The following is a 13,921-nucleotide window of genomic DNA, read 5'->3' on the forward strand; positions in this document are numbered from 1 at the left end:
TGCCATTGAGGTCTTTTAGAAAGATGAGTCGGGTGGAGGAATAAAACAAAGGAGGTGAAAAGAATGTCAGTTGTTACAATGAAACAATTACTAGAAGCAGGGGTTCACTTCGGACACCAAACAAGAAGATGGAACCCTAAGATGGCAGAGTACATCTTTACAGAAAGAAATGGTATTTACATTATTGACTTACAGAAAACTGTAAGCAAAATGGATCAAGCATATAGGTTTGTAAAAGAATTAGTTGAAAATGGAGAGGACATTCTTTTTGTTGGGACTAAGAAACAAGCTCAAGAGTCAATTGAAAATGAAGCTAAGAGATGTGGCATGCACTATGTAAATCAAAGATGGTTAGGCGGAATGCTAACTAACTACAAAACAATAAGAAGAAGAATTGAGAGACTTCACGAGCTTGAAAGAATGGAAGAAGAAGGTATCTTTGATGTCCTACCTAAAAAAGAAGTCATTAAATTAAAACATGAAGCTGAAAGACTAGAGAAATTCCTAGGTGGAATTAAAAATATGAACAAGCTTCCAGGAGCTTTATTTGTAGTTGACCCTAGAAAAGAAAAGATTGCTGTTAAGGAAGCTAAAATTTTAGGTATACCTGTGGTTGCAATTGTAGATACTAATTGTGATCCTGACGAAATTGATTATGTAATACCAGGTAACGATGATGCTATAAGAGCTGTTAAGCTAATAACTGAAACAATGGCTAATGCTGTTTTAGAAGGAAAACAAGGAGAACAAATAGAAGAGTAATGTGAATGGTAAGGGTTCTAAGGGAGGGAAATCCCCCCTTACTGCTCTTACTTTTTTTAATTAAATAAATAGGAGGAGATAAAATGGCAATAACAGCTTCAATGGTAAAAGAATTAAGAGAAAGAACTAAAGCGGGTATGCTAGATTGTAAAAAAGCATTACAAGAGGCTGACGGAGATATTGAAAAAGCAGCTGAAATATTAAGAAAGAAAGGTTTATCTAAAGCGGCTAAAAAAGCTAATAGAGTTGCAGCAGAAGGTGTTGTTGAATCCTACATACACGGAGGTAGAATAGGAGTTTTGGTTGAAGTTAATACTGAAACAGACTTTGTTGCTAAAAATGATGAATTTAAGCAATTTGTTAAGGACGTTGCAATGCAAATTGCAGCTCAAAATCCTAAGTATGTATCAAGAAATGATGTACCAGAATCTGTTGTAAACAAAGAAAGAGAAATTCTTAAAGAGCAAGCATTAAATGAAGGTAAACCAGAGCATATAGTTGAAAAAATGGTTGAAGGTAGATTAGAAAAATACTATAAAGAAGTATGTTTATTAGAACAACCATTTATTAAAGACCCAGATGTTACAATTGACCAGTTATTAACTGAAAAAATTGCAAAAATTGGGGAAAACATTGTCGTAAGAAGATTTGTAAGATATGAAGTAGGAGAAGGGATTGACAAAAAAGAAGAGAATTTTGCAGAAGAAGTAGCTAAACAAATGAATATGTAATGTAACAAATGGAGAACACTAAGTGTTCTCCATTTGAATAAGTTTTAGATAAAAATGGAAATAATAGATAGTATCATAGTACAAAATAAAGGAATTTTTTATAAAGTGTAGAATATATATAGTGGGAGGATATTATGGAAACACCTAAGTATAAAAGAGTTATTTTAAAATTAAGTGGTGAAGCATTAGCTGGTGAACGAGGTTTCGGTTTAGATGAAAAAGTTATTTCACAGATAGCTAAACACATAAAAAAAATAAATGAGCTCAATGTAGAGGTAGCTATAGTAGTTGGTGGCGGAAATTTCTGGCGTGGCAGAAGCGCAGAAGAAATGGATAGAACAACATCAGATTATATGGGAATGCTAGGAACGGTAATTAATGCTTTAGCGCTACAGGATGCATTAGAAAAAATAGACGTAATGACAAGGGTACAAACAGCGATAGAGATGAGACAAATAGCTGAGCCATATATAAGAAGAAAAGCTGTAAGACATCTAGAAAAAGGAAGGGTAGTAATATTTGCAGCTGGTTCAGGTAATCCATACTTCTCTACAGATACTACATCTGCTTTAAGAGCAGCTGAGATAGATGCTGAGGTTATTTTGCTAGCTAAAAAAGGTGTAGATGGAGTATACGATTCAGATCCTAAAATAAATAAAAATGCTAGTAAATTCGATAAATTAAAATATATAGATATATTAAAAAAAGGACTAAAGGTTATGGATTCTACAGCAACTTCTCTTTGTATGGACAATAAAATTCCAATAATAGTATTTGGGATTGAAGAACCTGAGAATATAGTTAAAATAATAATGGGAGAAGATATTGGTACAAAAATAAGGGAGGAATAAATATGTATTTAGAGATTCATAAGACAGCAGAGGAAAAAATGAAAAAGACTTTAAAAGTTTACAAGGAAGAGTTAGCTAGTACAAGAGCAGGTAGAGCTAATCCTGCGATCTTAGATAAAGTTATGGTAGAGTATTATGGAACACCTACACCATTAAATCAATTAGCTAATGTGTCAGCACCTGAACCAAGAACTTTAGTAGTACAGCCGTTTGATATAAATTCAATTCAAGATATAGAAAAAGCGATTTTAAAAGCAGACTTAGGATTAAATCCATCTAATGATGGCAAAATAATACGTATAGTTATTCCAAGGTTAACTGAAGAAACAAGAAAAGAGTTAATTAAAGGATTAAAGAAAACAACAGAAAATGCTAGAGTTGCAATAAGAAATGAAAGAAGAGAAGCTAATGATAAATTAAAAAAGATGGAGAAAGATGGAGAATTAACTAAGGATGAGTTGAAGAAAGCAGAGGAAGCTGTGCAAGAATTAACTGACAAATACATCGAAGAGATTGATAAATTGATGGATAAAAAAGAAAACGAGTTGATGGAGGTTTAAACTTAATTGGAATTTTGTAGTGCTGTAGGGTTAACACTGAAAGAAGGAATAGAAATTATTAGTCAACACTCAGATAAATTCATTTTAAATATAAAAAAAACGAATGGCTTAAATAAAAAATTCAATGAAAAATTGGATGAACCAAGAATATTAAAGATAACTAAGAATAAAAAATATTTAAACTTATTAGTAGGATATTTTTAAGCCCCCTTCTTTCCAAAGAAGGGGTTTTTAGTGACTAAAGGAGTATTAGGAGGTTTGAAATGAATTTAAAAAATAAAAAAAATGAACATAAGATAAGAAATGACATAGATATGAATAATCTACCTAAACATATAGCCATTATTATGGATGGCAATGGTAGATGGGCTAAAAAAAGATTTATGCATAGATCTGCGGGTCATAAAGCAGGGGTAGAAACAGTGAAGGAAATAGTAAAGGCAGCAGGCGATATAGGCATAGAATACTTAACCCTTTATGCTTTTTCTACTGAAAATTGGTATCGACCAAAGGAAGAAGTAGACTTTCTGATGAAACTATTAGTGGATTATTTAAGAAAAGAATTAAACGTACTGCATGAGAACAATGTTAGAATTAATGTGATTGGTAACTTAGATAAGTTGCCAGAAATACCAAGACAAGAAGTTTATAAAGCTATCGAAAAAACGAAAGGTAATACCAAATTAAAATTAAATATAGCTCTTAACTATGGAGGTAGAAGTGAAATTATAACAGCGGTAAAAGAATGTATAAATGACGTTAAAAACAATATAATTGATATTCATTCGATAGATGAAGAGCTTTTTAAGAAATATCTTTATACTAAAGACCAACCGGATCCTGATTTACTGATTAGACCAGGTGGAGAATATAGAGTAAGTAATTTTTTATTATATCAAATGGCTTATACAGAATTTTGGTTTAGTGATATTTATTGGCCAGATTTTAAAAGAGAAGATTTTTTCAAAGCAATACTTGATTATCAAAAAAGAGAACGTAGATTTGGTGGTATCTAGGATGGTGAAAAAATGCTAAAGAGAATTATAAGTGGATTAGTAGGTTTTATTTTGCTATTAACCATTGTTATAAAAGGTGGAATGGCATTAAGTATTTCAGTACTTCTACTTTCTTTGTTGGGTTTATATGAATTCAACAGTGCTGTTAGTAAAAATGGAATAAAATATGTGAGCATAATAAGTTATACTTTTCCATTTTTACTTTTCTTAATGTTTAACATTAGAGGTTTGGGTTTAAATATTCAAATAATTTTATTTATTTATATTCTTTCGATTTTAAGTATATTAGTGCTAAAAAAAGACTTATTACTAAATGATATAAGTGTTACTCTGTTTAGTCTTTTATATATTCCTTTTCTTTTATTTCATATAACTCTTTTAGATGGAAATAAATTGATTTGGTTAGTGTTTATAACTGCATTTGGTACAGATACTTTTGCATATTTTACTGGCATCCTATTTGGAAAAAGAAAGTTGTGTCCAGAACTAAGTCCAAAGAAAACTATAGAAGGTTCAATTGGTGGTATACTAGGGAGTCTATTATTGAGTTTGTTGTTCCTTAAAATATTTAATATAGAACATTATGTTCAGTTAGGAATTTTAAGCATAATATGTTCTATTATGGCACAAATAGGGGATTTAGCTGCATCTAAGATTAAAAGAATATCAAATATAAAGGATTACGGAAATATAATGCCGGGACATGGTGGTGTTTTAGATAGATTTGATAGCATATTATTTACGGCACCTATTGTATATTATTATATAACTTATTTATTATAATAAGTTTTTGAGTCGTAGATTAATATAATAATTAAATAGGAGTGATTTTTTTGAAGTACATAAGTATATTGGGGTCGACAGGTTCGATAGGAAGGCAAGCTTTAGATGTAATAAGGAATAATCAAAATTATAAAGTGGTAGGATTATCAGCAAACAATAATATAGAATTGTTAGAAGAACAAGCTCAAGAGTTTAAGCCTAATATTATAGCAGTATATAATGAGGAAAAGGCTAAAATACTAAAGCACAGACTAGATGGAAGTGATATAGAAGTAGTTAGTGGACTAGAAGGATTAAATAGAGTAGCTACTGAAAGTTCTGCTAATATTGTTTTAACTTCAGTAGTTGGTATGATAGGTCTTATACCTACTTTAAAGGCTATTGAACATGGGAAATCAATTGCATTAGCAAATAAAGAAACGCTAGTAACTGCAGGTAAACTAGTAATGAATGCAGCAAAAGATAAAGGAATAAGTATAATACCAGTTGATAGTGAGCATTCAGCTATATTTCAGTGTTTGAACACTGAAAATGAAAAAGAAATCTCGAAGATAATATTAACTGCCTCTGGAGGACCATTTAGAGGAATGAATTATGATGAGATAAAGGATGTAACCGTAAAGGACGCATTAAAACATCCTAACTGGTCAATGGGTAAAAAAATTACTATAGATTCTGCAACGATGATGAACAAAGGGTTAGAGGTAATAGAAGCTAAGTGGTTATTTAATATTGACATTGAAAAAATTGATGTTGTAGTACATCCTCAGAGTATAGTTCATTCTATGGTAGAATACGTTGATGGCAGTATAATTGCACAATTAGGTATTACAGATATGAGAATACCTATACAGTATGCTTTAACTTATCCAAGGAGAACTTCAAATAATCTAGAAAAATTGAATTTATCGAGAATAGGAACGCTTACTTTTGAAAAACCAAATTATAAAACTTTTCCATGCCTTGCATTAGCCTATGAAGCAATAAAAATAGGAGGTACTATGCCTGCTGTTTTAAATGCTGCTAATGAGGTTGCTGTTGACATGTTTTTAAAAGAAAAAATTAAGTTTTATGACATTCCTAGAATAATCGAACACACAATGGAAAAACATAGCATCATTAAGGAAGCAACTATGGATGATATTTTAAATAGTGATAAATGGGCAAGAAAAATAATATCTAAAGATTTTAAAGGATAGGGGGCGTAATAAGTGACTACAGCTATAGCTGCAATTTTTGTATTTTTTTTAGTAGTGATGATTCATGAATTGGGTCATTTTGTAGCTGCTAAATCAGTAGGTATTAAGGTTCATGAATTTTCAATTGGTATGGGACCAAGATTATTTAAAATAGGCAAAGGAGAAACTGAGTATTCAATAAGAGCAATACCAATTGGTGGGTATGTTAAAATGGAAGGTGAAGATGAACATTCAGATGATATAAGGAGCTTTAACAATAAACCTGTAACAGCTAGGATGGCAACAATAGCAGCAGGTCCTATAATGAATTTTATATTAGCTATTATTGTATATGGGTTAATTACCTTATTCGTTGGAGCTAATACTACTATTGTTGCTGATATTGATAAAAATTATCCTGAATATAAGGCTGGATTAAGAAGTGGAGATAGGATTGTAAAAGTTAATGATAAGTATATTAATTCATGGGATGAATATATAAACAACTTGAATAAAGCTGGAGATGAGAAATTTAGTATCACAGTATTAAGAGAGAATGAAGAACTAAAATTTAGCATTAAGCCAGCTACTAGAAAGTTTATAGGAATAACACCACAAATGGAAAATAACAAACCTACTACTGTAATAGCTATGGTAGATAATACTCTTCCAGCATATGAGGCAGGTATCAAGAGTGGAGATAAAATAATTAAAATAAACAACCAAGATATAAAAACTTGGGAGGATATTAAAGAGGGAATAAATAGACCTCGTAGTGGTATTGTAGAAATTACAGTACTAAGAAATGGGGAAGAAATCAATTTTAAAATTAAACCTAAAGAGCAGCCCATAGTAGGCTTTACAACAGAAGTTGATAAGTCTATTGGATTCGCTATAAAAAATGGTTTTAAGAGGACTATATTTTATATTGGTATGATGTTTGAATTCTTTGGGAAATTATTATCAGGTAGAGTAGCTTCGAATCAAATTGCAGGACCTGTAGGTGTTATTAATCTTGTCGGAGAAGCAGCAAAATTAGGTTTTATTCCATTATTATCACTTGCAGGGTTTATAAGCATAAACTTAGGATTTTTTAATTTATTGCCAATACCTGCTTTGGACGGTAGTAGATTATTGTTTCAGATTATTGAATTATTTAGAGGAAAGCCTATAGACCCTGAAAAAGAAGGGTTTATACATTTTGTTGGCTTTGTGTTTTTGATACTTTTAATGATTTTTGTAACTTATAAAGATATTATTAGACTTAATGTATTCTAGGTAGGTGAGAATATGAGAAGAAAGACTAAACCAGTTTATTATGGAGATATTGGAGTTGGTGGAGATGCTCCTATAACAGTACAATCTATGACTAATACTGACACTCGAGATGTTTCGAGTACAGTTAAGCAAATAAAAGCTTTAACGGAAAAAGGTTGTGACATAATTAGAGTGGCTGTTCCTGATATGGATGCTGCTAAAGTTTTAAATAAAATAAAAAAACAAATAGATATTCCATTAATAGCAGATATACATTTTGATTATAGGCTTGCTATAGAAGCTGTTAACCAAAGTGTAGACGGTTTAAGAATTAATCCGGGAAACATAGGTTCAAAAGAAAGAGTAAAAGAAGTAGTTAAAGTTTGTAAAGAGCATGGAGTCCCTATTAGAATTGGTGTCAACTCAGGCTCAATAGGCAGGGAATATTTAAGGCAATATGGAGGAGTAAATGAGACTTCAATGGTACAAAGTGCTTTAGACCATATTAAAATTTTAGAAGATATGGATTTTACAGATATTGTAGTTTCTTTAAAGGCTTCAGATGTAAGATTAACTATTAATGCATATAAAAAAATGGCTGAATATGTTGATTATCCTTTTCATGTTGGGATAACAGAGGCTGGGACTATGATGACAGGAACAATAAAATCTTCAATTGGAATTGGTTCTTTATTATTGATGGGGTTAGCGGATACAATAAGAGTATCTTTGACTGAAAATCCAATTAAGGAAGTTGAAGTTGGTAGACAGATACTTAATGTATTAGGTCTTAGGAGAGATAATGTAGAAATTATTTCATGTCCAACTTGTGGGAGGACAGAGGTAGATTTAATTAAATTAGTCAAAGAAGCTGAAGAAAAATTAAAAGATCTAAACGCACCTTTAAAGGTTGCTATTATGGGGTGTGTAGTTAACGGTCCTGGAGAAGCTAGAGAGGCTGATATAGGAATTGCAGCAGGAAAGGGTGTAGGATTAATTTTTAGCAAAGGGAAGATAATTAAAAAAGTAAAGGAAGAAAAATTGATTGATGAGCTTATACATGCGATTAAAAAAACCTATGGTTGCTAAGGGGGATTAGAATGTACTATGTTACTGCTGTTATACCTGCGTATAATGAAGAAAAAACTATAGGGGATGTTATATCAACAGTTAAGCAAGTAGATTTAGTTGATAGTATTGTTGTTGTGAGTGATGGGTCTGAAGATAGAACAGCTGACATTGCAAAATTACATGATGTTGAGGTAATTGAATTGGAAGAAAATATGGGAAAAGGTGGAGCAATAAGAAAAGGGGTAGATAATAGTAAAGGTGATATTATCTTGTTTTTAGATGCTGACTTAATAGGTTTAAAGACTGTTCATATAACAAAATTATTATTACCAGTTATTAATGATGAATGTGACATGACTATTGGTGTGTTTAGTAACGGAAGATTTGCAACTGATTTAGCTCAAAAGGTAGCACCATACCTTTCGGGTCAAAGAGCAGTTAAAAGACATATAATAGAAGGAATGGACAATATAGATATAACAAATTATGGAGTAGAAGTAGCAATAACAAAATATGTTAATAGATACGACATAAAGACAAATGAAGTTATTTTAGATAACTTGACTCATGTTATGAAAGAAGAAAAATTAGGAGTGGTAAAAGGACTTGCTGCTAGACTGAAAATGTATTGGGATATTGCTAAAATGTTAAGTATAGGGGAATAAGCTATGACGTTGAACATTGAGCAAATAGTGTTGAGGTTATTTCTCTCAATAATACTATCTGGCTTAATAGGACTAGAGAGGGAGACTGTAAAGAGGCCAGCTGGATTTAGAACTCATATACTAGTTTGTGTAGGGTCTACATTAATAATGCTTGTTGGTATATATATATTTGAAATATTTAGGTTCCAAACAAAATTAGATCCTGCTAGATTAGGGGCTCAAGTAATAAGTGGAATAGGCTTCTTAGGAGCAGGTACTATTATAAAAGAAGGAAATACAGTTAAAGGATTAACGACTGCTGCAGGGCTATGGGCAGTGGCCTGTATAGGATTGGCAGTTGGAGCTGGGTTTTATATTGGAGCTATTATAACTAGTTTGTTAGCATTAGTGACTTTGCTAGCATTTACAAAACTGGAAAAAAGAATAAAAAACAGATTAAACTATATGAAGATAAACCTTAAGGTTGTAAATAAGCCTGGGCAAATAGGTAAAATAGGTAAACTTATGGGAGATTTAGGAATCAATATTGATAGAATAGAAGTTGATTGTGATAATGAAGAAATAGTTAATATAAATATGATTATAAAAATTGAAAGAAGCGAGGATAAAATAATTATACTAGATAAACTGAGAGATATAGAAGGAATTATAAAAGTTTATCATAGTAAGTAAGGGAGGCACACAAAAATATGTCCTTAAACAATGAAAAAATATTTGGAGTGCTTCTAAATAAAATAAACTTAGAAGTGAAGGATGAAAATTTATACAATTCAATAGTAAGCAAAGTTTATATAAATACTCAAAATAACATTTTGAAAATAGTATTAAATGTAGAAAATGTTATAGAATATGAAAAATTATACGAAATTAGACTAAAACTAAAAAACAAATTAAAGGGTTTTAACGATATAAAGATTAATGTTGTTTATAAAGGCGTAGAGTTAAGTACTAATGAGTTATTAAGAGCAAATTGGGAAAATATTCTATATTTAATAAAACAAAGGGTTCCTTCCAGCACAGCTTGGATTAAGAGTCTAAATTGGGAATTGAAAGAAGATATATTATTAATAAAAGTTAGCAGTGAAATTGCTTTAATGTCAATAAAGAAAAAAGGTATAGATGAAGAAATAAAAAGAAGATTTAATGAAGAATATGGGATTGACTTGAAGGTTGTATTTGAATTTAAGAAAAGTTCAAATGATATAACTAATGAACATTTAAAGAAAAAAATTGAGGAAGAAACTAATTATATAAGAAAAATAAAGGTCAATACTAGCGGAAATAATAACAAAAGTGAAAGTAAGTCCAATAAAGGGATTAGTAATAAAAAGAAAGTAAACAAAAATATTATTTACGGTAAGAAAGTCGGAGATAGCATTATCAAAATTGCTGAAATAAATACAAATACAACTGATGCAATAATTGAAGGTGAAGTTTTTGACCTTGATACAAGAGAGTTAAAAAATGAAAAAAAACTATATATGTTTAATATAACTGATTATTCTAATTCTATAACTGTAAAATTATTTGCCAATAAAAAAGCTAGACAGTCATTAGATGAAAATTTAAAAGAAGGACTTTATTTGAGAGTTGAAGGAAATGTAGTTTTTGATAATTTTATTAGAGAGTTAATAATAATAGGTAAAGGAGTAAAGGTATTAGAAAAAGTAGAAAGAGCTGATACATCAGAGAAGAAGAGAGTTGAGTTACATGTTCATACACAAATGAGTGCTATGGATGGTGTTTCAAGTTTTAGTGATATAGCAAAAAGAGCTGCAAAATGGGGACATAAAGCAATAGCTATTACAGACCACGGTGTAGTACAAAGCTTTCCAGAGGGAATGAGTGCTGCTAAGAAATACGGAATTAAAGTATTATATGGTGTAGAAGGATATTTAGTTAATGATAGTAAAGCTATTGTTAAGAATTTTAGCAATCAAACTTTAGATTGTGAGTATGTAGTGTTTGATATAGAAACTACAGGTTTTTCACCAGTAAATGATAGAATTACAGAAATAGGGGCAGTTAAAATAAAAAATAATCAGATAGTAGATAGATACAATCAACTGATAAATCCACAGATAAAGATACCAGAAAAAATTGTTGAACTAACTGGAATTACTGATGAGTTAGTTAAGGACAAACCTACTATAGAAGAAGTGATAACAGAGTTTTTAGATTTTGTTGGGGACAGTGTTCTTGTAGCACATAATGCTTCTTTTGATATGGGGTTTATAAAAGAAAAAGCTTCAAGACAAGGTATAGACATAAAGAATGCTAGTTTAGATACATTGGAATTATCTAGGGTGTTGTTTCCAGACTTAAAAAGACATAAGCTTAATATATTAGCTAAACACCTAAATATAAAGTTAGAGAATCACCATAGAGCAGTTGATGATGCAGAAGCTACAGCTCATATATTTATAAAAATGTTAAATATATTACATGATGAGAGGATTAAAAAGCTAGAGAAAATTAATACAGCATTTAATAAAAATAGAAGTTATAAATCAGAACGACCATATCATATAGTAATATTTGCTAAGAACTATACCGGGCTCAAAAACTTATATAAAATTGTATCTGAATCACATTTAAAATATTTTTATCGAAAGCCAAGGATACCAAAATCATTGTTAGCTAAATATCGAGAAGGATTAATTTTAGGAACGGCGTGCGAAGCAGGTGAATTGTATAAAGCTGTTTTAAGAAATGCTGATTTTAATGAATTAAGAGATATAATTAATTTTTACGATTATTTAGAGATACAGCCAATAGATAATAATTTACATTTAATAGAAAAAGGTATAGTTAAAGATAGAGAAGAATTAAAGTTCATTAATAAAAAAATTGCATCATTAGGTGAAAAGTTTAATAAGCCAGTTGTTGCCACAGGAGATGTACACTTTTTAGACCCACAAGATGAAGTGTACAGAAGGATTCTGATGGCTGGACAAGGTTTTTCTGATGCAGATAAACAAGCTCCGTTATATTTAAAAACTACAGATGAAATGCTTGAAGAATTTAGTTATTTAGGTTCTAAGAAAGCTGAAGAGGTAGTAATATATAATACTAATAAAATAGCTGATATGATAGATGATATTTTACCAATACCAGAAGGTACATTTCCGCCTATAATAGAAGGTTCTGAAGAAGAATTAAGAAGGATGACATATGAAAAAGCAACTAGTATTTATGGAGACCCTTTGCCGGAAATAGTTAAAGATAGATTAGAGAGAGAGTTAAATTCTATTATTAGTAATGGATATGCTGTACTTTATATTATTGCACACAAACTTGTTAAAAAATCACTAGATGATGGATATTTAGTTGGTTCTAGAGGGTCTGTTGGTTCATCATTTGTAGCTACAATGAGTGATATAACTGAAGTCAATCCATTACCTCCACATTATGTGTGTCCTAACTGCAAAAACAGTGAATTCATTATAGATGGGTCTGTAGGTTCAGGTGTAGATATGGAAGATAAAAAATGCCCAAAATGTGGAACACAGTATATTAAAGATGGTCATGATATACCTTTTGAAGTGTTCCTTGGATTTGAAGGAGATAAAGAACCTGATATAGATTTGAACTTTGCAGGTGAGTACCAGTCAGTAGCTCATAAATATACTGAAGAATTATTCGGGGAAGGATATGTTTACAGGGCAGGAACTATAGGTACTATAGCTGAAAAAACTGCATATGGATTTGTTAAGAAATATTTTGAGGAAAGAGGGCGTTCGTTTAATAGTGCAGAAGTTAATAGATTGGTTAAAGGATGTACTGGAGTAAAAAGAACATCAGGACAGCATCCTGGTGGAGTGATGGTTGTTCCTAGAAATAAAGAGATATATGATTTTACTCCAATTCAATATCCTGCAAATGATGCATCTTCTGGAGTTATAACTACACATTTTGATTATCATTCTATTAGTGGTAGAATACTTAAACTTGATATATTAGGTCATGATACGCCGAGTATAATTCGTATGCTAGAAGATTTGACAGGTGTTAATGCACAGGAAATATCATTAGATGATGAAGAAACCATGAAAATATTCACTTCTACTGAATCTTTGGGAATAACTAAAGAAGATATAAATAGTGAGACAGGTACATTTGGCATTCCAGAGTTTGGAACGAATTTTGTTAGACAAATGCTTATTGATACTAAACCAACAACTTTTGCAGAATTAGTAAGAATTAGTGGATTATCACATGGCACAGATGTTTGGTTAAATAATGCACAAGATTTAGTGAGAAATGGAGTAGCACAGTTAAGTGAAGTGATTTCAACAAGAGACGATATAATGACTTACTTAATTTACAACGGACTTGATAAGAAAAAATCATTTATTATAATGGAGAAAGTTAGAAAAGGTAAGGGATTAACAGAAGAAGAAGAGACTTATATGAGAGAAAATAACATACCTGAGTGGTATATAGAATCATGTAAAAAAATTAAATACATGTTTCCAAAAGCCCATGCGGTTGCATATGTTATGATGTCATTTAGAATAGCATATTTTAAAGTACATTATCCTATTGCTTTTTATGCAACATATTTTACTACTAAAGCTAATGACTTTGATGCAGATTTGATAGTTAACGGAAAAGAAGCAGTAAAAAAAGAAATAGAATCTTTAAATGAAAAAGGAAATGATAAAACGGCAAAAGAGAAAAACTCTCTTATCGTTTTAGAGGTTGCACTTGAGATGTATGCTAGAGGATTTAAATTTGAAAAAGTAGACCTGTATAAATCAGATAGTGATAGATTTTTAATAGGGAATGAGGGTATCATTCCTCCATTGAAATCACTACAAGGTGTAGGAGAAAACGCAGCTAGGAGAATATGCAAAGAAAGAGAAAAAGGAAAGTTTATTTCAGTTGAAGATTTAGTAAACAGAACTAAAGTATCAAAAACAGTGATAGAAGCATTAAGAAATCATGGTTGCTTAGATGGTATGTCTGAAAGTAATCAATTATCTTTATTTAATATTTGATTTTTCTTAAACTGTATGATATATTAGGTTAGAGAGTGTTTTAA

General features: G+C 30.7%; 13 protein-coding genes. All 13 read left to right on the forward strand.

Annotated elements, in window-relative coordinates; translation table 11 throughout:
* Positions 1 to 63 precede the first annotated feature (63 nt).
* The 13 genes from rpsB (at position 64) to L21TH_RS06650 (ending at position 13,877) form a co-directional block, all read left to right on the forward strand.
* Positions 64 to 762: a 30S ribosomal protein S2 gene (gene rpsB, locus L21TH_RS06590; RefSeq protein ID WP_006312298.1), complete on the forward strand. Its 699-nt coding sequence runs from the start codon at positions 64 to 66 to the stop codon at positions 760 to 762.
* Positions 763 to 845: 83 nt separating this feature from the next.
* Positions 846 to 1,493 (forward strand): translation elongation factor Ts, encoded by a 648-nt coding sequence (tsf, locus tag L21TH_RS06595; protein WP_006312300.1) that lies wholly within the window; start codon positions 846 to 848, stop codon positions 1,491 to 1,493.
* A 134-nt stretch (positions 1,494 to 1,627) separates the two neighbouring features.
* Positions 1,628 to 2,344 carry a UMP kinase gene (gene pyrH, locus L21TH_RS06600; RefSeq protein WP_006312302.1) on the forward strand — a complete coding sequence of 239 codons (717 nt, stop codon included), beginning with the start codon at positions 1,628 to 1,630 and terminating at the stop codon, positions 2,342 to 2,344.
* Positions 2,345 to 2,346: 2 nt separating this feature from the next.
* Positions 2,347 to 2,904 carry a ribosome recycling factor gene (gene frr / locus L21TH_RS06605; RefSeq protein ID WP_006312304.1) on the forward strand — a complete coding sequence of 186 codons (558 nt, stop codon included), beginning with the start codon at positions 2,347 to 2,349 and terminating at the stop codon, positions 2,902 to 2,904.
* A 6-nt stretch (positions 2,905 to 2,910) separates the two neighbouring features.
* Positions 2,911 to 3,108: a hypothetical protein gene (locus L21TH_RS06610; protein ID WP_006312306.1), complete on the forward strand. Its 198-nt coding sequence runs from the start codon at positions 2,911 to 2,913 to the stop codon at positions 3,106 to 3,108.
* 59 nt (positions 3,109 to 3,167) lie between these two features.
* The gene (locus tag L21TH_RS06615; protein WP_006312308.1) at positions 3,168 to 3,920 is read left to right on the forward strand and encodes an isoprenyl transferase; all 753 of its coding nucleotides are present in this window, start codon (positions 3,168 to 3,170) and stop codon (positions 3,918 to 3,920) included.
* A 12-nt stretch (positions 3,921 to 3,932) separates the two neighbouring features.
* Entirely contained in the window at positions 3,933 to 4,703 is a 771-nt protein-coding gene (locus L21TH_RS06620; RefSeq protein ID WP_006312310.1) for a phosphatidate cytidylyltransferase, read from the forward strand.
* Positions 4,704 to 4,744: 41 nt separating this feature from the next.
* Positions 4,745 to 5,902, forward strand: coding sequence for a 1-deoxy-D-xylulose-5-phosphate reductoisomerase (locus L21TH_RS06625; RefSeq protein WP_278244296.1), 1,158 nt, complete (start codon positions 4,745 to 4,747; stop codon positions 5,900 to 5,902).
* A 12-nt stretch (positions 5,903 to 5,914) separates the two neighbouring features.
* Positions 5,915 to 7,159 carry an RIP metalloprotease RseP gene (gene rseP / locus L21TH_RS06630; RefSeq protein ID WP_006312314.1) on the forward strand — a complete coding sequence of 415 codons (1,245 nt, stop codon included), beginning with the start codon at positions 5,915 to 5,917 and terminating at the stop codon, positions 7,157 to 7,159.
* Positions 7,160 to 7,171: 12 nt separating this feature from the next.
* On the forward strand, positions 7,172 to 8,227 hold the full coding sequence (ispG, locus tag L21TH_RS06635) for a flavodoxin-dependent (E)-4-hydroxy-3-methylbut-2-enyl-diphosphate synthase (protein ID WP_006312316.1): 1,056 nt from the start codon (positions 7,172 to 7,174) through the stop codon (positions 8,225 to 8,227).
* Between the two features lie 11 nt (positions 8,228 to 8,238).
* Complete coding sequence (locus L21TH_RS06640) at positions 8,239 to 8,874, forward strand: glycosyltransferase family 2 protein (RefSeq protein WP_006312318.1); 636 nt, start codon at positions 8,239 to 8,241, stop codon at positions 8,872 to 8,874.
* A 3-nt stretch (positions 8,875 to 8,877) separates the two neighbouring features.
* Positions 8,878 to 9,546 (forward strand): MgtC/SapB family protein, encoded by a 669-nt coding sequence (locus tag L21TH_RS06645; protein WP_006312319.1) that lies wholly within the window; start codon positions 8,878 to 8,880, stop codon positions 9,544 to 9,546.
* Positions 9,547 to 9,563: 17 nt separating this feature from the next.
* Positions 9,564 to 13,877: a PolC-type DNA polymerase III gene (locus L21TH_RS06650; protein WP_006312320.1), complete on the forward strand. Its 4,314-nt coding sequence runs from the start codon at positions 9,564 to 9,566 to the stop codon at positions 13,875 to 13,877.
* Positions 13,878 to 13,921 lie beyond the last annotated feature (44 nt).

The organism is Caldisalinibacter kiritimatiensis (assembly GCF_000387765.1).
In the GTDB taxonomy this organism is placed as follows: domain Bacteria; phylum Bacillota; class Clostridia; order Tissierellales; family Caldisalinibacteraceae; genus Caldisalinibacter; species Caldisalinibacter kiritimatiensis.

Bases quoted from the DNA above. Each gene is read 5' to 3' on its own strand.
- rpsB (WP_006312298.1), top strand. From the start codon at position 64: ATGTCAGTTGTTACAATGAAACAATTACTAGAAGCAGGGGTTCACTTC.
- tsf (WP_006312300.1), top strand. From the start codon at position 846: ATGGCAATAACAGCTTCAATGGTAAAAGAATTAAGAGAAAGAACTAAA.
- pyrH (WP_006312302.1), top strand. From the start codon at position 1,628: ATGGAAACACCTAAGTATAAAAGAGTTATTTTAAAATTAAGTGGTGAA.
- frr (WP_006312304.1), top strand. From the start codon at position 2,347: ATGTATTTAGAGATTCATAAGACAGCAGAGGAAAAAATGAAAAAGACT.
- L21TH_RS06615 (WP_006312308.1), top strand. From the start codon at position 3,168: ATGAATTTAAAAAATAAAAAAAATGAACATAAGATAAGAAATGACATA.
- L21TH_RS06620 (WP_006312310.1), top strand. From the start codon at position 3,933: ATGCTAAAGAGAATTATAAGTGGATTAGTAGGTTTTATTTTGCTATTA.
- ispG (WP_006312316.1), top strand. From the start codon at position 7,172: ATGAGAAGAAAGACTAAACCAGTTTATTATGGAGATATTGGAGTTGGT.
- L21TH_RS06640 (WP_006312318.1), top strand. From the start codon at position 8,239: ATGTACTATGTTACTGCTGTTATACCTGCGTATAATGAAGAAAAAACT.
- L21TH_RS06645 (WP_006312319.1), top strand. From the start codon at position 8,878: ATGACGTTGAACATTGAGCAAATAGTGTTGAGGTTATTTCTCTCAATA.
- L21TH_RS06650 (WP_006312320.1), top strand. From the start codon at position 9,564: ATGTCCTTAAACAATGAAAAAATATTTGGAGTGCTTCTAAATAAAATA.